The organism is Bacillus sp. PK6-025 (genome assembly GCF_056530265.1).
Genome location: NZ_CP096509.1, coordinates 3,177,261 through 3,198,164 on the forward strand (window position 1 = coordinate 3,177,261; position 20,904 = coordinate 3,198,164).

The 20,904-nt window shown below is 45.0% G+C and carries 20 protein-coding genes, 1 pseudogene and 1 other annotated feature; of the genes and pseudogenes, 6 read left to right on the forward strand and 15 right to left on the reverse strand.

The genetic code is table 11. The features are described from left to right. Positions 1–300 precede the first annotated feature (300 nt). Both rpsD and M1D67_RS16235 read left to right on the forward strand, forming a co-directional pair. Positions 301–903 (forward strand): 30S ribosomal protein S4, encoded by a 603-nt coding sequence (rpsD, locus tag M1D67_RS16230; RefSeq protein WP_020452596.1) that lies wholly within the window; start codon positions 301–303, stop codon positions 901–903. Between the two features lie 296 nt (positions 904–1,199). Then, the gene (locus M1D67_RS16235; protein ID WP_458117521.1) at positions 1,200–1,430 is read left to right on the forward strand and encodes a hypothetical protein; all 231 of its coding nucleotides are present in this window, start codon (positions 1,200–1,202) and stop codon (positions 1,428–1,430) included. 274 nt (positions 1,431–1,704) lie between these two features. Here the strand turns inward: M1D67_RS16235 and M1D67_RS16240 are convergent, their stop codons facing one another. Next, positions 1,705–2,142: a DUF805 domain-containing protein gene (locus M1D67_RS16240; protein WP_026579070.1), complete on the reverse strand. Its 438-nt coding sequence runs from the start codon at positions 2,140–2,142 to the stop codon at positions 1,705–1,707. Positions 2,143–2,622: 480 nt separating this feature from the next. Next, positions 2,623–3,384, reverse strand: coding sequence for an MBL fold metallo-hydrolase (locus M1D67_RS16245; protein ID WP_186439855.1), 762 nt, complete (start codon positions 3,382–3,384; stop codon positions 2,623–2,625). A 132-nt stretch (positions 3,385–3,516) separates the two neighbouring features. On the opposite strand from M1D67_RS16245, the gene M1D67_RS16250 reads away from it, so the two are divergent. Then, positions 3,517–3,936: an Lrp/AsnC family transcriptional regulator gene (locus M1D67_RS16250; RefSeq protein ID WP_144499104.1), complete on the forward strand. Its 420-nt coding sequence runs from the start codon at positions 3,517–3,519 to the stop codon at positions 3,934–3,936. A 49-nt stretch (positions 3,937–3,985) separates the two neighbouring features. On the opposite strand, the gene M1D67_RS16255 is transcribed toward M1D67_RS16250, so the two are convergent. From M1D67_RS16255 to acsA, 3 genes are all read right to left on the reverse strand, one after another. Next, on the reverse strand, positions 3,986–4,132 hold the full coding sequence (locus M1D67_RS16255; protein WP_165688280.1) for a hypothetical protein: 147 nt from the start codon (positions 4,130–4,132) through the stop codon (positions 3,986–3,988). A 131-nt stretch (positions 4,133–4,263) separates the two neighbouring features. Further along, the gene (gene tyrS / locus M1D67_RS16260; RefSeq protein WP_023855507.1) at positions 4,264–5,529 is read right to left on the reverse strand and encodes a tyrosine--tRNA ligase; all 1,266 of its coding nucleotides are present in this window, start codon (positions 5,527–5,529) and stop codon (positions 4,264–4,266) included. A gap of 48 nt (positions 5,530–5,577) precedes the next feature. Next, positions 5,578–5,818: a binding site (T-box leader), on the reverse strand. Between the two features lie 53 nt (positions 5,819–5,871). After that, positions 5,872–7,590, reverse strand: coding sequence for an acetate--CoA ligase (gene acsA / locus M1D67_RS16265; RefSeq protein WP_458117523.1), 1,719 nt, complete (start codon positions 7,588–7,590; stop codon positions 5,872–5,874). 155 nt (positions 7,591–7,745) lie between these two features. Between acsA and M1D67_RS16270 the strand changes: the two genes are divergently transcribed. From M1D67_RS16270 to M1D67_RS16280, 3 genes and pseudogenes are all read left to right on the forward strand, one after another. Continuing rightward, positions 7,746–8,378 (forward strand): GNAT family N-acetyltransferase, encoded by a 633-nt coding sequence (locus tag M1D67_RS16270; RefSeq protein WP_020452600.1) that lies wholly within the window; start codon positions 7,746–7,748, stop codon positions 8,376–8,378. Positions 8,379–8,399: 21 nt separating this feature from the next. Then, positions 8,400–9,044, forward strand: coding sequence for an acetoin utilization AcuB family protein (locus M1D67_RS16275; protein WP_020452601.1), 645 nt, complete (start codon positions 8,400–8,402; stop codon positions 9,042–9,044). Then, positions 9,041–10,202, forward strand: a pseudogene (locus tag M1D67_RS16280) (acetoin utilization protein AcuC). Before M1D67_RS16275 ends, M1D67_RS16280 begins: the two are co-directional and overlap by 4 nt. 63 nt (positions 10,203–10,265) lie before the next feature. Here the strand turns inward: M1D67_RS16280 and motS are convergent. From motS to M1D67_RS16330, 10 genes are all read right to left on the reverse strand, one after another. Beyond that, positions 10,266–10,958, reverse strand: coding sequence for a flagellar motor protein MotS (motS, locus tag M1D67_RS16285; protein WP_144499106.1), 693 nt, complete (start codon positions 10,956–10,958; stop codon positions 10,266–10,268). Further along, the gene (motP, locus tag M1D67_RS16290; protein ID WP_020452604.1) at positions 10,948–11,766 is read right to left on the reverse strand and encodes a flagellar motor protein MotP; all 819 of its coding nucleotides are present in this window, start codon (positions 11,764–11,766) and stop codon (positions 10,948–10,950) included. Before motP ends, motS begins: the two co-directional genes overlap by 11 nt. A gap of 95 nt (positions 11,767–11,861) precedes the next feature. Next, positions 11,862–12,863 (reverse strand): catabolite control protein A, encoded by a 1,002-nt coding sequence (ccpA, locus tag M1D67_RS16295; RefSeq protein WP_020452605.1) that lies wholly within the window; start codon positions 12,861–12,863, stop codon positions 11,862–11,864. A 315-nt stretch (positions 12,864–13,178) separates the two neighbouring features. Continuing rightward, a complete protein-coding gene (locus M1D67_RS16300; protein ID WP_003184447.1) occupies positions 13,179–14,255 on the reverse strand; it encodes a bifunctional 3-deoxy-7-phosphoheptulonate synthase/chorismate mutase in 1,077 nt (358 codons plus the stop codon). A gap of 212 nt (positions 14,256–14,467) precedes the next feature. Further along, positions 14,468–14,917: a hypothetical protein gene (locus tag M1D67_RS16305; RefSeq protein ID WP_458117524.1), complete on the reverse strand. Its 450-nt coding sequence runs from the start codon at positions 14,915–14,917 to the stop codon at positions 14,468–14,470. A 149-nt stretch (positions 14,918–15,066) separates the two neighbouring features. Further along, positions 15,067–15,393, reverse strand: a complete 327-nt coding sequence (gene ytxJ / locus M1D67_RS16310; protein ID WP_020452607.1) for a bacillithiol system redox-active protein YtxJ — start codon at positions 15,391–15,393, stop codon at positions 15,067–15,069. A gap of 20 nt (positions 15,394–15,413) precedes the next feature. Further along, positions 15,414–15,830: a YtxH domain-containing protein gene (locus tag M1D67_RS16315; protein WP_020452608.1), complete on the reverse strand. Its 417-nt coding sequence runs from the start codon at positions 15,828–15,830 to the stop codon at positions 15,414–15,416. A gap of 3 nt (positions 15,831–15,833) precedes the next feature. Next, the gene (locus tag M1D67_RS16320; protein WP_020452609.1) at positions 15,834–16,256 is read right to left on the reverse strand and encodes a DUF948 domain-containing protein; all 423 of its coding nucleotides are present in this window, start codon (positions 16,254–16,256) and stop codon (positions 15,834–15,836) included. Positions 16,257–16,423: 167 nt separating this feature from the next. After that, entirely contained in the window at positions 16,424–17,722 is a 1,299-nt protein-coding gene (gene murC / locus M1D67_RS16325) for a UDP-N-acetylmuramate--L-alanine ligase (protein WP_023855512.1), read from the reverse strand. Positions 17,723–17,987: 265 nt separating this feature from the next. After that, a complete protein-coding gene (locus M1D67_RS16330; RefSeq protein ID WP_479831392.1) occupies positions 17,988–20,894 on the reverse strand; it encodes a DNA translocase FtsK in 2,907 nt (968 codons plus the stop codon). Positions 20,895–20,904: the final 10 nt, after the last annotated feature.

Sequence of the window (20,904 nt, forward strand, 5' to 3'; positions counted from 1 at the left end):
ATTTTATTTTCCTGATTATATCATAAAAAACAGGACTTTATACTTATTAACGATTCAGGCTCTTTGGGACAGTCCATGAATGGTTGACTTTGCACAGCGGACATTATATAATCTTCTTTGTGTGAAATAATGCAGCCTTTTTGTTCTGCTTCTGTGTTTCATTTTGTTCCTTATCTATTAAGGTGTATCGTGTAACTCTTTGCTGCTGGAGCGAGGATACATGAAAACAAAATGGACATGGCTGAATTGAACAGATGGGTTTTATTTTCACAAAAATAAAACCAAAGGAGGAGTCACATTATGGCTCGCTATACAGGTCCAAGCTGGAAATTATCCCGCCGTTTAGGCATCTCTTTGAGCGGTACGGGTAAAGAATTAGAAAAACGTCCTTACGCACCAGGTCCTCACGGTCCGGGACAGCGTAAAAAACTATCAGAATATGGTTTGCAATTGCAAGAAAAGCAAAAGCTTCGCCATATGTACGGTGTGAACGAACGCCAATTCCGCAACCTTTTTGACAAAGCTGCGAAAATGGCTGGTAAACACGGTGAAAACTTCATGATTCTTCTTGAAGCACGTCTTGACAACATCGTTTACCGTCTTGGCCTAGCGCGCACTCGCCGCCAAGCACGCCAATTGGTAAACCACGGTCACATTCTTGTTGACGGAAGCCGCGTTGACATTCCGTCTTACCAAGTTAAACCTGGCCAAACGATTTCACTTCGTGAAAAATCTCAAAACCTTTCTGCAGTTAAAGAAGCGGTTGAAGTGAACAATTTCGTTCCTGAATACCTGACTTTTGACGCTGAAAAGCTTGAAGGTTCACTAACTCGCCTTCCAGAGCGTTCTGAGCTTCCTGCTGAGATCAACGAAGCATTGATCGTTGAATTCTACTCTCGTTAATAGAAAATGCTCTTTAAAGAGCATTGGCAAAAACCCTGGAATTGTTGATATATCAGCGATTCCAGGGTTTTTTGTTGTATTCTTCTTCCCCCGTTGATTCGGGGAGATTGCAGGCTGTTGATAAGCCGGGAATAAAACGGACCCAGCTCATAAGCGTCAAGTTTTTAATAGATGATTTTTCTTGCAAGATACCTCCTCACAAGCAAGATATGACAAACGTCTCCTTTTCTCTTATGCATATATTCGGTAAAATCAAATCGTTGGTTAAAGAATGAAAACGGAGGAGTGACCAACAAATGCTTATGTTTTTTGGTAAGTTTCTCTTGTTCTACTTGTTCTGTTTAGCTGCATTCGCCATTTTCAAAGTCATGTACTACAATATCAGCAAAAAATGGGTTGCAAAGACTGAAGATGGCACTAAACTGAATTGGGCTTTGAATGTCTTTGTTAAACACGGTAAGAAAATGGACAGCAACGACTGCTTTGTGATGGGGATGTTAGCGGGATGGTGTGCGATTTATTTATAAAAAACTCCCGAAAGCTTCGATGAGGGCCAAGATCCGTCTCGCGATACAAGGGGCATGAACTTCAGTGACTGCTTTTGCTTTAGTCTCGCCCATTTGACTGTCTCCGGTATCTCAAAACCATCTTGAATCGTCACTGAAATTGATATGCCAAACAATCATCGGAAATACGGGCATCTCTCATTAAAAATCAAGTTAACAGTCGTTCCCCTTCGGTCTTCTTCAGACTATAAAAAACCCCAATCGCCAGATGATTGTCTAACAATTGGGGTGCAATTTACGATACATTTACTTTTGGATCTGGTCCATATTGATTTTCTTTTGTTTCGCCAGCCTGACAGTAAAAAATCAGCAGAATGACAGCACCGATAATCGGCAACAAGCCAATTAAAATCCACCAGCCGCTTCTTCCGGTATCATGCAGCCTGCGGACATTGACAGCCAAAGAAGGCACCAAAACAGCCAACTGATAAATTAAGATCAGGACGTACCCGAGGAATCCACCGCCATACCCGATGATATATCCTACTTGATATCCATCATATCCTTCCGCTGTCATGATTCCTGAAATAAATAAACTTACGATCATTACTGTTAAGATAAATAAAATAAAACATATGATACCGTTAAACAAATGAAACAACCAATATTCCTTTCGTCTTGCTCTCCCTTCAAAATTCGCATAATTCCTCAAGCCTTTCCAAAACCACTTCATACAAGTTCCTCCATTGTCAAATCTATAAATTTGCGAAAAACATATGAATTATACCATAAAATATCATTATCGACCATTTACTTGAAGGATGCTCCCAAGTCATCTTAGAGGAACATTTTTTTAATTGAAATTTGAGCTTGTTCCTTTTCAAAATTTCAGTTCTCATTTCACCATTGCTTCTGTATAATATGAATCATCCATTTCGCCTCTGTAGCTCTAGAAGGGAAGAGCGCCGTAAAACATTGTAGGAACGGGTCGCAAGGCAAGGGTTTCAGAAGCACCGAAAAGCAAATAGCTGAGACAGGTGGAATTCCTGTCGGTGAAAGTCCGTAGGGAAGCGTGTTCTCCCCTAGCCTATGCTTACGAGAGGAGTGCGGGTTCGAATCCCGCCGGAGGCATTGATCTTTGTTCTCTAAGAAGAAGTCAAAAAAACAGACAGAAATTCACTGTCTGTTTTTTACGGCTTTGACCTGTCATATATTAAAATGTGTAAGATTCGCCGTCATCCGGCACAAAAACACGTGAAGACATTCCTTTTTCCTGAATGAAACTCTTCAATTCTTCCCGTGATAAAGTCCAATGGTTGACAGCTTCCATATGACTGGAAATGATTGTGGCGTCAGGAGCGGCTTGATAGACTTCAGCAATATCCTCTTTCCCCATGACGAGAGACCCTCCTTCAAAGAATTGATTGTCTCCTCCGTTAACGACTATGATGTCCGGCTGATGCGCAGCGATTTCTTCCCGGACACCTTCATACCAAACCGTATCCCCTGCTACATACAGCGTTTTCTCCTTTGAGTGCTTGAAGACAACGCCGCACACTTCTCCGGCAAGCTTTTTTATCTCTCCTCGTCCATGCTCGCCTTTTGTCTTGATTAATTGAATCCCCTCAAACACCGTATCTTTTGTTAAAACCACTGTATTTTGAAAACCTGCTTTTCTCACTTCCTCAGCATCTGCTTCATTTTGGACAAACAGTTTGATTTCTTTCGGCAACAGATCTTTGGCAGCATCGTCAAAGTGATCTAAATGCAGATGAGTGACGATGACTGCGTCGGTATTCTTGACGAGCTCGTCGGTTGGCACAGGCAAGGTGACTAAAGGGTTGTTTTGATCTTGTCTTGCTGAGTTCGGAAAAGGAGGATAAGTGCCTTTCTCAGCCAGCATCGGATCTATTAAAAATGTTTTGCCAGCATATTTAACGGTTAATGTTGCATTTCGAATTTGTTGAATATCCATGGTTATCATGCCTTTCCTTTTATTTACGATTAGTTTATACTATGACCGATCATCATTTAAATAGATATAGTCAAGTCTTTTTAGCATTTGACTTGATTTTTGAAAAACGTTCTTTTGAGAGGATTTGATGAAATGCTGGATCATACAGACAGGCAAATCATAGAGGAATTATCAAAAAACAGCCGGATGACCATGAAGGAATTAGGAGAGAAAGTTCATTTGACAGGGCAGGCGGCTTCCTCAAGGGTTGCAAAATTAGAGGATCAAGGAGTGATTGAAGGTTATACCATAAAAGTGAATCAAGACAAACTCGGGTGTTTTATTCACGCTTTTATCAATATCTATACAAAAAGCACTTATCATAAGCCTTATCTTTCGTTTATCAAAGCACAGCAGAAATACATCATTCAAAACTATAAAATCAGCGGGGACGGCTGTTATCTTCTCGAATGCAAGTTTCCGTCTAATCAACTGTTGGATCAATTTTTAACAGACTTAAACCATCATGCAAATTATAAACTGTCGATCGTTATTAATAAAACGGGCGTGTGAAGAATCCGCCGTCCGCTTTTTTCATAAAAAAGAGGGCCCTAAAGACCCTCTACTTCAGCCGCTTTGCTGCATTTTCCGTCTGATTCAATTGATTGTATCCGTCAGCCGACTGCTGCACCTCTTGTTTTCGTTCCGTTTCCAGCTGCTTGTTGTAATCTTCCATAAACTTTTCTTTGGCTGCAATGAACAGGTTCATGCTACATTCCTCCCTCTTCAACGATGGAAATGCTCTACCTATTACATCTATATTTTTGACATTTCCTGAATGAACATACATGAAACATACGGACACAAAAAAACCCTTGCCGTTTGGCAAGAGCTTTTTGATTATTTATAAGTCAGCAGGAAGTATTTCTTTTTACCGCGGCGAATGACGGTAAACTGTCCTTCGATGCGGTCGTCGCCGGTGAGGACGTCCGCAACATCGGTGCGGCGCTCGCCGTTAACGTATACCGCGCCGTTTGTGATATCTTCGCGCGCCTGGCGTTTAGACGGAGACAGCTTGGATTGGACGAGCACCTCAACAAGAGGCAGTTCATCCGCTTTCTCAAGTTCCATGGAAGGAACCCCTTTAAAGCCGACCTTCACTTCTTCAGCAGTCAGCTGTTTAATATCTCCGCTGAAGAGTGCTTTTGAGATGTTGACAGCCTGCTCAAACGCTTCACGGCCGTGTACAAGAACGGTCACTTCTTCGGCGAGGCGCTTTTGCGCTTCGCGTTTTTCAGGCGCCGTCTCTGCTTTTTCAGCGAGATCTTCAATTTCTTCTTTGGACAAGAAAGTGAAGTATTTCAAGTATTTCACGACATCCCTGTCGTCGGTATTGATCCAGAACTGATAAAACTCATATGCCGACGTCTTCTCTTTATCAAGCCAGATCGCGCCGCCTTCCGTTTTTCCGAACTTCGTGCCGTCTGCTTTTGTCACAAGCGGAATCGTCAATCCGAAAGCTTTTGCATTCTCTTCAGATTTGCGGATAAGCTCGAGGCCTGACGTGATATTGCCCCACTGGTCGCTTCCGCCGATCTGCAGCTTGCATTCCTGGTTTCTGTACAAATTCAAGAAATCGAGAGACTGTAGGATCATGTAGCTGAATTCAGTATAAGATATGCCCGTCTCGATTCTGGAACTTACCGTATCTTTGGCAAGCATGTAATTGATTCCGAAGTTTTTGCCGACATCGCGCAGGAAATCAATGACGTTCATTTTGCCGATCCAGTCATAGTTGTTCGCCATAATCGCCGGATTTTTTTCAGCTTCAAAATCCAGGAAACGCGAAAGCTGGTTTTTGATTTTCTGCGACCATTCGCGGACGATTTCTTCATTGTTCAGCGTGCGCTCCGCTTTCTTTCCGCTCGGATCGCCGATCAGGCCCGTCGCTCCGCCTACGAGCGCAATCGGACGATGTCCGGCCAGCTGAAAGCGGCGAAGCATTAATATCGGCAACAGGTGTCCGATATGCAGACTGTCAGCTGTCGGATCAAATCCGGAGTATAAGCTGATTTTTTCTTTATCCAGCAGTTCTCTCAAGCCTGCTTCATCGGTTTGCTGCTGAATCAGTCCCCTGAAGGACAAATCATCAAGTAAGTGTGTCATCATCATTTAGCTCCTTTTTTCCAAAAATAAAACGCCCCTTCGCAAAAACGAAGGGACGATAAAAATCGCGGTACCACCCTGCTTAAAAGAACGCATGGCCGCGCTCTTTTCACTCTCAATGATAACGGAAAAGCTTCCGTTCTTCTGCTACACAAAGCCCGGGAGGCTTTTTTCGCAAAAGCGGTTCGTGAGTGTAATTCAAACCATCCATATGTGCTGATTTTCACCGGCCATCAGCTCTCTAAGACAGGGAAGGATGCGTTTTACTGATCTCAGTCTTCACCTTTTGAATATTCGACTAAATCTTTTTTAACATAATATTTTTGCATTGTCAATGAGACATCAGTCTTCCATCGATGAGAGATCGCCTGCCGGAAGGTTCAGCTCCCAAGCTTTCAGGACGCGTCTCATGATCTTTCCGCTTCTTGTTTTCGGCAGTTTATCTTTGAATTCGATTTCCCTTGGCGCGGCGTGTGCGGCCAAACCTTGTTTCACGAACTGCCTGATTTCTTCTTTTAACGAATCTGACGGTTCATAACCGTCCCTCAAGGCGATGAACGCTTTAATAATTTCACCGCGGACGGGATCCGGTTTGCCGATGACGCCTGCTTCAGCGACAGCTTGATGCTCAACAAGCTTGCTTTCGACTTCAAACGGGCCGACGCGCTCGCCCGATGTCATGATGACATCGTCGATCCTTCCCTGGAACCAGAAGTATCCGTCTTCATCCATGTAGGCGGAATCTCCTGACACATACCAATCCCCCGGCATAAAATAGGAGCTGTATTTTTCAGGATTGTTCCAGATCGAATGCATCATCGACGGCCAGCCTTTTTTAATGGCGAGATTCCCCATTCTGTAAGGAGGCAGTTCATTTCCCTGGTGATCGACGATTGCAGCCTCTACGCCTGGAATCGGCTTGCCCATCGATCCCGGTTTAATTTCCATGCACGGGTAATTGCAGATGAGCTGCGCTCCTGTTTCGGTCATCCACCATGTATCATGAATCCGGTTGCTGAAGACTTTATGCCCCCATCTGATGACTTCAGGATTTAACGGCTCCCCTACGCTTAAAATATGCCGTAATGAGCTCAGATTATATTTGTTCACGAGATCGTCGCCAGCACCCATCAGCATCCGAAAAGCCGTTGGCGCGCTGTACCATACCGTCACTTCCATTTTTTCAATCGTTTCGTACCATGCTTCGGGACTGAATCTGCCGCCTACGACAACATTCGTTGCTCCATTCAGCCACGGACCGAAGATCCCGTAGACCGTTCCGGTAACCCAGCCTGGATCAGCCGTGCACCAATAAATGTCATCGTCGTGCAGATCAAGAACCCATTTGGCTGTTTGATAATGCTGAATCATTGCTTTGTGGACGTGGAGAACCCCTTTTGGCGCGCCGGTCGAACCCGATGTATAGTGAAGCAGCATCCCGTCTTCCTGATCCATCCATTCAATCTCAAGATCAGTATCTGCTTCAGCCGCTTTCGCGTAATAATCGATGACAGACCCTTCTTCCTTTACGCCTTCTCCAACGACAATGATTGATTCAAGATCCGGAAGTTCGCCGGCCGGCACCCGTTCAAGCAATTCCGGCGTCGTCACGATAACCTTCGCTCCGCTGTTTAAAAGCCTGTCTTTGACAGCGCCTTCCATAAATGCTTCAAACAACGGCCCGACGATCGCTCCCAATTTGACAGCGCCGAGAAGAATAAAATAAAGCTCGGGTGATCTCGGCATAAAAACAAACACACGGTCTCCCTTTCCCACATTGGCATGCTGCTTTAAGACATTCCCGGCTTTATTCGTTTCATTTTTCATCTCTCTGAAGGTGTACTTTTCTTCGCGGACCGGATCTTTGTAGTAAAATGCCACTTTATTTTTCAAATTTGACTCAGCGTGGCGGTCGATCGCTTCATAAGCTGCATTGATTTTTCCCGTTTTGTGCCATGAAAAATGTTTTTCGGCATCCTTCCAGTCAAATGTCCGGTATGCTTCATTATAGTCTTTCAAGTTGTAGTTTCCCTTTTCTGCTGGCAACGCTTTCAATTCCATGCCCATCCCCCTTTGTTCGCTCATCAAAATATATTATAGTATAGATTTTTTATTTTCTCAATTTTTAAAAAATACTCTTCCATCCTATGAAAACGCTTAATATTTTGGTATGTTATGTATAAAAGACTTCAACTAAGATGTAAGGCGGTGGATACGTGGACCATCACAAAACTTATCATGCCAAAGAATTGCAGACCGAGAAAGGCTCCGTGCTGATAGAGGGCCCTATCAGTCCCGAAAAACTCGCACAATATGAATTTCACAACGAGCTTACAGCCTTTCGCCCATCTCAAAAACAACATGAAGCATTAATCGAAATCGCAGGGCTTCCCGAAGGACGGATCATCATCGCCCGTTTCCGGCAAACCATTGTCGGCTATGTGACATATGTTTATCCAGACCCGCTTGAAAGATGGTCTGAAGGAAACATGGAAAATTTAATTGAGCTTGGAGCCATCGAAGTCATTCCGGCGTTCAGGGGTCACTCTGTCGGGAAGACGCTGCTTGCGGTCAGCATGATGGATCCACAGATGGAAAAATATATCATCATCACGACTGAATATTACTGGCATTGGGATCTAAAGGGGACTAATAAAGATGTTTGGGAATACAGAAAGATGATGGAGAAAATGATGAATGCCGGAGGGCTTGTCTGGTTTGCGACAGACGATCCGGAAATCAGCTCCCATCCCGCCAACTGTTTAATGGCCCGCATCGGAAAAGAGGTCAGTCAGGAGTCGATCGAGCGTTTTGACAGACTCAGATTCCACAATCGTTTTATGTATTAAGGGAGCAAAGGGGACCTGAATATGATTGTTGAAAAAATCATGAAACGGGATGTTGTGACACTTTCCAGAACGGATACGATTGAAGAAGCGATCAAACGCATGCGAACATTTCATATTAAACACCTTCCCGTCATCAATGAACGGGGAACGGTCATAGGCATCGTCACGGACAGGGACGTCAAAACAGCAAGTCCGAGTATTTTTGCCCAAAACAGATCTGACGAAGATTTAAAAAAGCCGGTGGAACTGATTATGTCAAAAGAAGTGATCACCGGTCACCCGCTTGATTTTGCCGAAGAAATATCAGCTATTTTTTTCGAACACGAAATCGGCTGCCTCCCGATCGTAAAAAACGGGAAGCTTGTCGGCATTGTGACAAAATCCGATTTGCTGCATACGTTCGTCCAGCTGACAGGAGCCCATTTTCCAGGCTCCCAAATCGAAATCAAAACCGATCATATCGCCCGTAGCCTCGCTGATATCAGCGCCATTTTCAGCAGGCGCCAAATCGCCATATTGAGCGTGCTCGTATATCCCGGTGATGAAGATGATTCGAAAATACTCGTGTTTCGCGTTCAAACAATGAATCCCGCCTCTATCATCAAAGACGTGAAGTCCAAAGGGTATCAGGTTCTTTGGCCGGCTGTTCAAAGGGATTTGCCATGAAGGACAGCGTATTTATTTTTTCTCCCTCTTACCAAACCTATCAATTTCATCAAGATCACCCGTTTAATCAGCTGCGAGTCTATGTAACATACGATCTTTTGAATACAGTCGGCGCATTTGAACCGGGAGAAACGATTGCTCCGCGCATAGCGACAGAAGCCGAGCTCGCCCTTGTTCACACAGGCGATTATATCAAGGCCGTCCAGCTTGCAGGGGCGGGAAAACTCCCGGCAGCCGAAAGCGAAAACTACGGGCTTGGAACAGAAGATACCCCTGTCTTTGCCGGGATGCACGAAGCCGCCTCCCTTTTGGTGGGCGGAACACTGACAGCTGCAGACTATGTCATGACGGGCAAAGCAAGACACGCCCTCAATCTCGGAGGCGGGCTTCACCACGGATTCAGAGGAAGAGCTTCAGGATTTTGCGTCTATAACGACAGTTCAGTTGTGATACGATATTTGCAGAAAAAATATCATGCGAAGGTTTTATATATTGATACGGACGCCCATCACGGCGACGGGGTGCAGTTTACGTTCTATGATGATCCTTCCGTGTGTACCGTCTCGATTCATGAAACCGGCCGCTACCTTTTCCCGGGAACGGGGCAAGTACAGGAAAGAGGTCATGGCGAAGGCTACGGCTACGCTTTTAATATCCCGCTCGATGCCTTCACAGAAGATGAGTCTTTTCTTGAATCCTACCGGACGGCTGTTTCTGAAATAGCCGAGTTTTTCAAACCGGACGTTATTTTGTCGCAAAACGGAGCTGACGCGCATTACTACGATCCGCTGACACACTTGTGCACGACGATGAAGATTTACGAAGAGATTCCAAAGCTCGCTCACGAACTTGCACACACCTATTGCAACGGAAGATGGATCGCTGTCGGCGGAGGCGGGTACGACATTTGGCGCGTCGTACCGAGGGCATGGGCAAGAATCTGGCTTGAAATGAAAGGAATGAAACCTGAGGATAAGATGCCTGAAAAATGGCTGAAAAAGTGGGGGAAGCAGGCATCTGTCCGACTTCCTGCCAACTGGTCCGACCCGGCAGATTTGTATCCTTCGATTCCAAGAAAATCCGAAATAACGGAAAAAAAACGCCCAAACCGTTGCCAAAGCTCTTTATCCGATTCGCTCTGCCAAGCGCGCCACTTAATGCGAAAAATCCCGGCGTACAGAAAAGGCCTTGCTTTTATGCAAGACCTTGCTTTCTTCTCATTTATTTTTTTGCGATGACAATTTCAACGCGCCTGTTTTCCTTCATATGGCTCTCTGTGCGGTTGTCCTTGACCGGTTTTGTATCGGCATAACCGATGGCAAGAAAACGTGAAGAGTCGAGCTTTTCTTTCGACGTAAAGTAGCCGATCACAGTGCTCGCCCTTGCCGCAGAAAGCTCCCAATTGGATGGAAAACGGTAAGTCGAAATCGGGCGGCTGTCCGTATGCCCCTCCACACGGATCGGGTTGGACACTGATTTGAGAAGGACGGCGATTTTATGCAAAAGCGGGTGAGCCTGGTCTTTCAGATCCGCTTTTCCCGAATCAAACAAAACCGCTTCCTGAAGGACGAGGATGATGCCCCGTTCATCACGCTTGGCCGCTATCAAACTTGACAGTTCATTTTTTTCAATATAGTCGTTGATTTTCTTTAATAAATCTTCTTGGCTTTTAGCCGTTTTTTCAGCCTTCTGATCGTCCGCGTTTTCTTTTTTCAGCTCTGCGGCGGATTTGTCGTCGGCCCTGTCTTGAAATGAACCGACTGCTGCTTTAAATTTGTTTAAATCGATTTGCGACATCGAAAACAGTAAAATAAAGAACACGAGGATGAGCGTAATCAAATCCGAAAACGTGATGATCCAGTTTGACGATTTGCGACCCTGCTCGCGCTTTCTTCGTTCATGTCTAAGCTTCATGAGCCCTGTCCTTTTGTTTTATATGATCCGCCCGCTTTTTTGCCCATTCTTCTTTTGAACTGAAAACGACAAGCTGGCTTTCCAGATTTCGCGGATTTCTTCCCGACTGGATGCCGATGATGCCTTCGATCATGACCTGCTTCTTAAAGATTTCATTCTCAGTCTTTTCTTCAAGCTTTGCGGCGATCGGTATAAACAGCATGTTGGCTAAAAGGGATCCGTAAAGCGTCGTCAAAAGGGCGATCGCCATATTCGGACCGAGCGTTTCCGGCTTGTTCAGGTTTTTGAGCATCATGACGAGTCCGACAAGGGTTCCGATCATTCCCCATGCAGGGGCAAATTCCCCCGCTTTTTCAAAGATTCTTCTTCCCTTTCTGTGCCTTTCTTCCATCGCGGCGATTTCCGAGTTCATCACATTACGGATCGTCTCCTCGTCCCATCCGTCGATGGCAAGAAGCAGACCTTTTTTCAAAAACGGGTCTTTCATTTCATTGATATTGGCGTCCAATGATAAAATTCCTTGTTTGCGCGCCTGTTCAGACAGGCTGACAAAGGTTTTGACCAAGTCGCGTACATCGTCTTCTTCCGAAATAAAGACCTGCTTCAGCACAGCCGGCGCTCTTTTTAAATCTTTCGGGGAAAAGCTGATGAAAACAGCTGCACACAATCCGCCCGTCACGATAAAGAAAGACGTCAAATCGATAAACGAATAAAAACCGGAAAGCCCCGCTCCAGAGACAACGCCGATTACTAAAATGAAAATACCCAAAATCAAACCGACCGGTGTCAGATAATCAAATCGTTTCATTTTTTCATAATCTCTCCAGCTCAAGGAAAAGAAAGCAAGCAATTCACGAAAAAAGCTGTGAACACTTGCTTTCTTTCTCGTTTATTTAATCATGATCATTTTGTTGATTGTCTGAGTTCAATGCGATGCGGCAGCTGGACAATATGCTCTTCGACTTCCTCTTTGTTCATCAGCTTTGTCAGAAGTCTCATCGCTACGGCACCGATATCATACGTCGGCTGGACGACAGTCGACAGCTGCGGTCGAACCATTAATGAAAGCCTTGTATTGTCAAAGCCGATCACTTCAAGGTCATCCGGAATAGCCAGTCCTTTATCCTGTGCTGCGTGAATAACGCCGAGTGCCATTTCGTCTGTCGCTGACAGGACGGCCGTCGGTTTTTCATCCAGCTTCATTAGCGCCTCCAGCGCTTCCATTCCTGAATCGTACGTATAATCGCCTTCTGCGACATACTCTTCTTTAAATGTCAGCCCCTTATCCTCAAGCGCTCTTTTAAAGCCTTGAAGTTTTTTCGCTTGATTGACCGGCTCAGTCATAGGTCCTGATACAAACGCAAGGCGCTTATGGCCTTTTTCAATCAGCATGGTAGCCGCATCATAAATCGCCTGTTCATAATCGATCGCAACCGACGGCGTTTCCCCTTTTTCTTCAACAGATGCCGCAAGCACGATCGGAACTGGTGACCGCTTAAACTCCTCCACATGCTCTTCAGTGACATTTCCGCTCATAAAGACGATACCGTCAACTTGTTTTCCTAGCATCGTATTCAAAAGATGAAGTTCTTTGTCCATATTCTGGTCGGAGTTGCTCAAAATAATATTGTACTTGTACATCGTTGCGATATCTTCGATTCCCCTCGCCAGCTCTGAATAAAAGATGCTGGAAATATCGGGAATGATCACGCCGACAGTCGTCGTCTTTTTGCTTGCAAGGCCCCTTGCCACGGCATTTGGACGATAGCCAAGACGCTCGATGGCTTCAAGCACCTTCTTTCTCGTCGTCGGCTTGACGTTCGGATTTCCGTTCACAACCCTGGAAACGGTTGCCATACTTACATTTGCTTCGCGTGCTACATCATATATTGTCACATTACTCATTTTTACCACTCCTTCAACTGGGTACACTTTTCTTTTCCTATAGCATAAACATTTTCATGTAGAGAAATGTCAAAATGTAAAACTTTATGTAAAATAAACAGAACTCAAGTTTACATTATTTTTCATAACCTGCCAAAACAAAAGGGGCTCTCTGAAATTATACACGGTTTTACCTAATATGAAAACGTTCCCTTTATTTTTATAATTAATTTAAATAAGAATAAACAGCTTTTTAATTAAAAATAAGACATTTTTTCGACAATTTTTGATGACAACTAAAAAAAGGACCGCTCGAAAGCGGTCCATAAACGAATCTTATGCTTTTACTTGAACGAGCGGCTTCAGTTCATTTAACCATTTTTCAAATGTCGGGATATCCATTTGCTGAGCAGAGTCGGAAAGCGCGACAGAAGGATCAGGGTGGACTTCGGCCATGACGCCGTCAGCTCCGATCGCAAGCGCTGCTTTTGCTGTCGGAAGCAGCAAGTCGCGGCGTCCGGTAGAATGAGTGACATCCACGAATACAGGAAGGTGAGTTTCCTGCTTCAGGATCGGCACAGCTGAGATATCAAGCGTATTTCTAGTCGCTGTCTCATACGTTCTGATTCCGCGTTCGCAAAGGATGATTTGATCATTGCCCTGTGACATGATGTACTCCGCTGCATTGATGAATTCCTTCAGCGTTGCGGCAAGTCCGCGCTTTAGCAGAACCGGCTTCTTCACTGAACCGGCGGCTTTTAAGAGCTCGAAGTTTTGCATGTTGCGGGCGCCGATTTGGATAACATCAATGTAATCAATGGCTTCTTCAATATGCTGCGGATTCACGATCTCACTGATGACGGCAAGATCATACTCATCAGCAACACGCTTTAAGATTTGCAGGCCTTCAACACCGAGGCCTTGGAAGTCGTACGGGCTTGTACGGGGTTTGAAGGCTCCGCCGCGAAGCAGTTTCAAGCCTTGCTTTTTAGCTGCGGCTGCAACTTCGGCTACTTGCTCATAGCTTTCAACTGCACACGGACCGACGATAAATCTTTGTTCTCCGTCGCCGATCTTTTCGCCTTTCAAATCAACGATCGTATTTTCAGGCTTTTTCTTGCGGGAAACGAGCAGTGCTTTGCTGTGATCGTCTTCCTGAAGCTCAAGTCCAGCTTTGAAAATCTCTTTGAAAATATGCTGGATCGTCGAGTTTTCAAACGGTCCGTCATTATTTTCAATAATTTCGTTCAGCATCGCTCTTTCTCTGACTGGATCGTAGCGGTTGATGCCTTGCGCTTCCTTCGCTTTTCCAATCTCCTGAACGATTCTTCCTCGCTCATTAATCAGCTTTAATATTTGCAAGTTTAATTCATTCGCCTGCTGCCTCAGCAAATCAAGTTCAGTGTTGCTCATGTTATCCATCCTTTCTTTTTAACTTCACCCTCTATGAGAATAAGAATGATTCAATTGATTAGGGTTTATTATAAACAATGTTTCTTAAAATGTCACGAAAAAATTCTTTATTACCAAAACGCTTTTAAGCGATAAAGCATTATATGCAGTTTATCCCTTGCTGTGCGGGTGTTTGTCGGAAGAATAAAAAAAAAAGAATCCTGTTTGATTCTTTAACTTGATAACCTGTATATTCTCTGTATTGCGGTTTCGACGCTAAAAACCCTGTCATTCAAGGCAGCCGCCTTATCATCGGCATGTTCGACAATGTTCTCCGTAAATTGTCCGATGTTCTCGATGATCGTTTTCGGGAGCCTCTCCTGTCCTCTTTTCAGTTCATCTATATCTGTTTCAAGCCGATTCAGCCGCTTGTCCATTGCGTTTAAGCGGTTTTCTACTTTGTTTAAGCGCCCGTCTATTTCTTTGAAGCGCTTGTCGATTGCGTTAAAGCGCTTATCTACTTCAACGAAACGTGCGTCCACTTCATCGAAGCGCTTGTCGATCTCAGCGAAGCGTGCGTCGATTTTGTCTAAGCGCTTGTCGATTCCATCAAGACGCTGATTGATCGGACTCAATTCTTCTTTTAGAACGGATTGAAGCATGTCCTTTAATTCAGTGTTCAACTCATCACCTCCTGTTTTATTAATTATAACGTACAACCATAGATCAAACGATACATTTTCCTAAAAAGGCATTTCCATGAGGCAAAAGCATCATAACAACATAGAAAACGGCCAAAACGCTATACGTCTTGGCCGTTTTTACCTGCGGATTATCTGCTGTTTTCCGCAAGTGCTTGAGCTGTAATTTGCGAATGGGAGGCGTGCCATTTCACGTTCCCGTTTGTAAAAATGAAGGCTTGAGGACTTTCGTGTTTAATTCCGTACTGCTCAGCGATATAGTTTGACAGCGGTCGGCTTTCCTGCACTTTTAGATAATAAGCCGGTATGTCTTCATGCTGATTGGCGAATGATTCAAATTCTTCAAACGCGCGCCTGCTGATCGGGCATGTCACACTATGTTTCAAAAAGATAAATGTATCGTTGTTTTCTGCAAGCTTTTTAAATTCATCCTCTGTTTGAATGAGCTGTTTCGACACGGTGATCTCCCTTTCCTCCATTATTTCTGGACGGTATCCGCTGTTTCCCTTGCTTCATCTTCTATTTCATTTTTGGCTTCTTCAGCCTGTTCTTCGATTTTAGTCGATGCTTCTTCCTTTAGTTCATCAGCTTTTTCAGCACCTTTGTTTCGCAAGTCTTTGACTTTATCCATGATCTGTGAAGACTGGTCGGCAACAAGCTGTGAAATCGAAGATGTCTTCTCTTTGGCGATGCTGACGTACTCAGAACCTCTCTCCCTCGCTTCGCTTGTGAGCTTTCCGGTCTTATCTTTTAAAACGACAGCCTGATTTCCGAGGTCATCGCGAAGCTCTTTCCCTGACTTCGGTGCTAAAAATAAAGCTGCTGCTGCCCCGATGATTCCGCCTACAAACGTGCCGATTAAAAAATCCTTAGTATTCATTCCATCTTTACTCATAAATTATTCCTCCTTCATCTTCTTTTGTTTCCATCTATTCCAAATTTCCAAAGCTGCATTGCTCCAGCTGACAACTTGAGAAATTTTTTCACGGTTTTGCTCTGCGGCTGATGTAACGGACTCTGAAACCTGCTGAATGGAGCTGTTAAACTGCCTGACCGATGTGCCGACTTCCTGAACGGCATCCACGACCGTATTCAGCTTCAAAGATTTTTCCTGAATATCATCAGCGAGCCGATTCGTCTTATTCAGGAGCTCCGTTGTTTCAGCTGTGATGCCTTTCATTTGTCCTTCAACACCTTCCAACGTTGCGGCAACATGATTGAGTGTGACTTGAAGCGATTTTAATGTTTTTGATAAATAGATAACCAGAATAAGAAAGCTGACAGCGATGAGTGCGGCGCTTAAATATAGAATAATAATCATCTTATCCTCCTCGAGCTAAGGTCTTACAATTGATGTATACCCAATTGTTTAAATCGTAAACCTTTATATTTACTTTTTCTACACGCACGAGAGAATTCCTTTAACAGAAACTCCCGGCTCCATATGTACAAAAAAGCAGCGGATTGACTCACACTGCCTTTTTCTCATTATGCTAATACATTTTCATATGCTTTTAAATACTTTTGAATGTCACCTGCGCCCATGAAAATTAACACTGCATTTTCATGCTCCTTTAAAATCGATGTGTCATTTTCATCGATCAGCTTCGCCTGCGGGATTTTCTCCTGCAAATCGCCGATCGTCAGCTTTCCTGCATTTTCCCGGGCAGATCCGAATATATCGCAAAGATATACATAATCGGCTTTCTTGAGGCTTTCGGCAAACTCATTCAGGAACGACTGCGTACGCGTAAATGTATGCGGTTGAAATACTGCGACAATGTCCCGTTCCGGATACTTCTGTCTGGCTGCTTCAATCGTCACCGTGATTTCAGTCGGATGATGGGCATAATCGTCAATCAACACTTGGCTGCCGGCATGTTTTTCGTTAAATCTGCGTTTAACGCCGCCAAAGGTTTGCAATCCTTCTTTAATGATATCGACATCGACCTGTTCATAATGGCAGAGTGCGATAACGGCCAAAGCGTTCAGAACGTTATGGCTGCCGTATGCCGGTATATAGAAGGTATCGTAGAATGTGTTCCTGACGAAAACATCGAACGTTGTGCCCTCGGTATTTTTGATGACATTTCTCGCCTGAAAATCGTTTTCCTCGGCAAAGCCGTAGTATACGACTGGAACGTTCGCATGGATTTTCATCAAATATTCGTCGTCGCCGCATGCGATAATTCCCTTGTTCACCTGTAATGCCATCGTTTGAAATGCGTCAAATACATCATCGATATTCGCGAAATAATCGGGATGATCAAAATCAATATTTGTCATAATCGCATAATCAGGCTGATAGCTCAGAAAATGCCTTCTGTATTCACAGGCTTCAAGCACAAAGTACTCGCTGTTTTCGCAGCCTTTTCCAGTCCCGTCTCCAATCAGATAAGATGTCGGTTTTGCTTTCTGGATGACATGGGATAAAAGACCCGTCGTTGACGTTTTGCCATGTGCCCCTGTCACGGCAATACTCGTAAATTTCTTCAGATAGTCACCGAGGAATTTATGATACCGCACGACTTGCAGGCCTTCGGCTCGCGCTTTTTCAATTTCAGGATGGGTGTCGGGAAAAGCATTTCCGGCAATAACAATCATTCCCGGCTTGATATTTTCCGGATCAAACGGATATATCGGGATATTTCTCTCCTCTAAAGCGGTTTGTGTAAAAATGTACTTTTCGATATCCGATCCTTGGACATTATATCCATTATCATGGAGAATTTGGGCAAGCGGACTCATACCTGTCCCTTTTATTCCGACAAAATGATAAACAGTCATAATTGTACCTCCAACAAACGTCTATCTGCTTCCCAGTATATGACGCTTATTTCAATTTGCAACCTAAGCTCGGCCGCATCGTTTTCTTCAAAGTCATCATTATATTCAGTATCAGACATTTTCAAGAGTGAATAAACCTCCTGCGTAAAGGATTTTTTTGAACCCTTTCACGGAAGTGCTCTTAAAAACGGATTAAAACGCCGCTGCCGGCGCTTTAATATGCGGCGCTCTAAAAAAAACACGCCCATCTGCTATCATACCATGTTTAGCCGAAAAGTGAACTACTTTCTATTAACTGTTCCAGCTCGGCCTTTGTAATCAGGACTTCTCTCGGCTTACTTCCTTTCGCCTCAGAAATCATGCCTTCCCTTTCCATCATATCGATTAATCTGGCAGCTCTGTTATAGCCGATGCGAAAGCGCCGCTGCAGGCTTGAAGTGCTGGCGCTGTTTTGTTCCACGGCAAATTCGCACGCTTCCAGAAACAGTTCATCCTGATCAAATCCGGCCGGATTTTGTCTGACCAATTGTTCTTGTTCAAATAAATAGTTCGGCTCCTGCTGCCGTCTGACATGTGAAACGACACGGTCAATCTCCCGGTCGGAAACAAAGTTGCCCTGCAGGCGGACCGGTTTGCCTGAACCGTTCTCCAGGAACAGCATATCCCCTTTTCCAAGCAGCTTTTCAGCTCCCGCCATATCGATAATCGTTCTTGAATCGACGGCGCTTGATACAGAAAACGCTATTCTTGTTGGTATATTGGCTTTAATCAAGCCGGTAATGACATCAACTGAAGGCCGCTGCGTCGCGATCAGAAGATGGATGCCGCACGCTCTTGCTTTTTGTGCGATTCGGCAGATGCTTTCTTCCACTTCATTCGGAGCGACCATCATTAAGTCGGCAAGTTCATCAATCACGACAACAAGATAAGGAAGTTTTTCACCCATGTTCTGTTCCCGGACCTTTTCATTAAATCGTTCAATTTCCCGAACACCGGAATGGGCAAATAATTCATAGCGCCGCTCCATTTCTTCGACAACCCATTTTAATGCAGCAGTTGCCGCTTTGGCATCTGTGATGACAGGACTGACGAGATGAGGAATTTTATTATACGGAGCAAGCTCCACCATCTTAGGATCGATAAGCAGAAGCTTGACATCCCTCGGCGCCGATTTGAATAGCAGACTGACTAAGATCGTGTTGATGCATACGCTTTTCCCTGATCCCGTAGCCCCGGCAATCAACCCGTGGGGCATTTTTTTCAGATCTGCCACGACGGGCTTTCCGGAAATGTCGAGTCCGAGGGCTGCGGTCAGAGGGGACGGATTCGTTCTGAATTCCGAACTTCTGATCATTTCGCGCAAATAAACCATTTTACTATGCAGATTCGGCACTTCAATTCCGATCGTATTTTTTCCCGGAATCGGCGCTTCGATCCGAATATCTTTCGCTGACAGGCTGAGTTTAATATCATCTGACAGATTTGTAATTTTGTTGACTTTCACTCCGGGTTCAGGATGCACCTCAAATCTTGTCACAGAAGGCCCCTGGGTGACATGAACGACATTTGCTTTGACATTGAAGTTCTCAAGCGTGACGTCCAACAGCTCGCGCTGCTCGTGTATCCAGGCCTGATCATCCTGCTTTTGCGCCGGAGGCACATCAAGCAAAGACATATTCGGGAACTGATATCCTTGAGGCGCTTTTTCTTTTTGTTTATCTGATGAAAGCATCATGACATTAAACGGAACAGAGCCTTTCTTCGATCCCGGAGCAGCTCCTGTTTCCCGTTTCCGCGGAGCCTCAGGCCGCCCCTCAACTGTCCCTGTACTCTCCCGGTCCTGTTCGCTGTTTTCGGGTTCACCCGCGCTTGACGCTGTCTCTTCCGGTTCCGGTGAAAATGATGCATGCTCATGTCTCCAGCCAGCCTGGCTGCTTCCGCTTGTTTCTTCACGAGCGTCAGCCGGCGTGTTGGAATCTGTCCGGTTTTTGTTATCGGAAGGACCATCGCTCTGGTCGGATACTTCAGAACTGCGGCCAGTGTACTGCTTTTCTGGAATTGAAGCTTCCGGGTCAGGCAGCATTTCGTCCGAGCCGTTAGTCTCCCCATGTTCTTCTACGATGGTTTCTGCATCCTCTGCAGTTTCCTTCTCTTCTCCGGTTTCCTCGATCTGATCCAAAAGCTTTTCGATTTGTTCCGGCGTTTGCTCGGCGGGAATTGCTTCTTCTTCCGTTATGTTCCATGATGCGGTGGCTGTCTCTTCTTCAGCTTCATACCGCAGCGCTTTCTCTTCGGCAAGCCCGCCGCCTTCTGTCATTCGCTCTTGGCGGATTTCCGTTTCTTCCGGAGTATGTGTTGAGACAGGGGTTTCCGTTCGTTCGGATTCATGCCGCAGCGCTTTCTCTTCGGCGAGCCCAGAGTCTTCTGTCATTCGCTCTTGGCGGATTTCCGTTTCTTCCGGAGTACGTGTTGAGACAGGGGTTTCCGTTCGTTCGGATTCATGCCGCAGCGCTTTTTCTTCAGCGGCTTCGCCACCTTCTGTGATTTGCTCTCGGCGGAAATCCGTTTCCTCCGACATATGCGGGACATCTTCAAATTCGGCTCGCCATGTCGGATTGCGACTCTCGCTTTTAGTCAGCGGACGGCCGTTCTTTTCAGTTTGCAAGGAAGATTCTTCTCGTACCGGCTGCTTATTTCCGGCAACCTTCTGCTCTTTTTCAATTTCTTCGTTAAACAGCGTGACACGCGCTTCCATTTGTTTGTTTGCACGATATGTATAATTTTCCGGTTTGGCTCTTTTCTGTTCATGAAAGCCGTAAACCGGTGACGGGATGACGGACGGCCTAAAGGGTTTTTTCGCCGCTTTCTCTTCATGATGATAGGAATTTCCGGGTTTCGGCTGAGAAGCTGTGTGCCGGCTTGCCGGGCGGCGGGTCCTTTGTTCGCGGCTGTCATCCTTTTCCCGCGGCCGCGAGTTTTGATCAGGTATAACCGGGAAGCGGAATTTCCCTTTTGGATATTCATATACGACTTTTGCGTCGGAAATTTGCGGCATTTCTTCGTCTTTCTCTATAAATGAATCCGCCTCAAACTCATCTATGTGCTTTTTTTGTTTTTCATTATCTTCATCATCGCCTAAAAACAGGCTGAACATTTTATTAAACCAGCTCATGAATCATCAC

Bases quoted from the DNA above. Each gene is read 5' to 3' on its own strand.
- rpsD (WP_020452596.1), top strand. From the start codon at position 301: ATGGCTCGCTATACAGGTCCAAGCTGGAAATTATCCCGCCGTTTAGGC.
- M1D67_RS16235 (WP_458117521.1), top strand. From the start codon at position 1,200: ATGCTTATGTTTTTTGGTAAGTTTCTCTTGTTCTACTTGTTCTGTTTA.
- M1D67_RS16240 (WP_026579070.1), bottom strand. From the start codon at position 2,142: ATGAAGTGGTTTTGGAAAGGCTTGAGGAATTATGCGAATTTTGAAGGG.
- M1D67_RS16245 (WP_186439855.1), bottom strand. From the start codon at position 3,384: ATGGATATTCAACAAATTCGAAATGCAACATTAACCGTTAAATATGCT.
- M1D67_RS16250 (WP_144499104.1), top strand. From the start codon at position 3,517: ATGCTGGATCATACAGACAGGCAAATCATAGAGGAATTATCAAAAAAC.
- M1D67_RS16255 (WP_165688280.1), bottom strand. From the start codon at position 4,132: ATGAACCTGTTCATTGCAGCCAAAGAAAAGTTTATGGAAGATTACAAC.
- tyrS (WP_023855507.1), bottom strand. From the start codon at position 5,529: ATGACACACTTACTTGATGATTTGTCCTTCAGGGGACTGATTCAGCAG.
- acsA (WP_458117523.1), bottom strand. From the start codon at position 7,590: ATGGAATTGAAAGCGTTGCCAGCAGAAAAGGGAAACTACAACTTGAAA.
- M1D67_RS16275 (WP_020452601.1), top strand. From the start codon at position 8,400: ATGATTGTTGAAAAAATCATGAAACGGGATGTTGTGACACTTTCCAGA.
- motS (WP_144499106.1), bottom strand. From the start codon at position 10,958: ATGAAGCTTAGACATGAACGAAGAAAGCGCGAGCAGGGTCGCAAATCG.
- motP (WP_020452604.1), bottom strand. From the start codon at position 11,766: ATGAAACGATTTGATTATCTGACACCGGTCGGTTTGATTTTGGGTATT.
- ccpA (WP_020452605.1), bottom strand. From the start codon at position 12,863: ATGAGTAATGTGACAATATATGATGTAGCACGCGAAGCAAATGTAAGT.
- M1D67_RS16300 (WP_003184447.1), bottom strand. From the start codon at position 14,255: ATGAGCAACACTGAACTTGATTTGCTGAGGCAGCAGGCGAATGAATTA.
- M1D67_RS16315 (WP_020452608.1), bottom strand. From the start codon at position 15,830: ATGAGTAAAGATGGAATGAATACTAAGGATTTTTTAATCGGCACGTTT.
- M1D67_RS16320 (WP_020452609.1), bottom strand. From the start codon at position 16,256: ATGATTATTATTCTATATTTAAGCGCCGCACTCATCGCTGTCAGCTTT.
- murC (WP_023855512.1), bottom strand. From the start codon at position 17,722: ATGACTGTTTATCATTTTGTCGGAATAAAAGGGACAGGTATGAGTCCG.
- M1D67_RS16330 (WP_479831392.1), bottom strand. From the start codon at position 20,894: ATGAGCTGGTTTAATAAAATGTTCAGCCTGTTTTTAGGCGATGATGAA.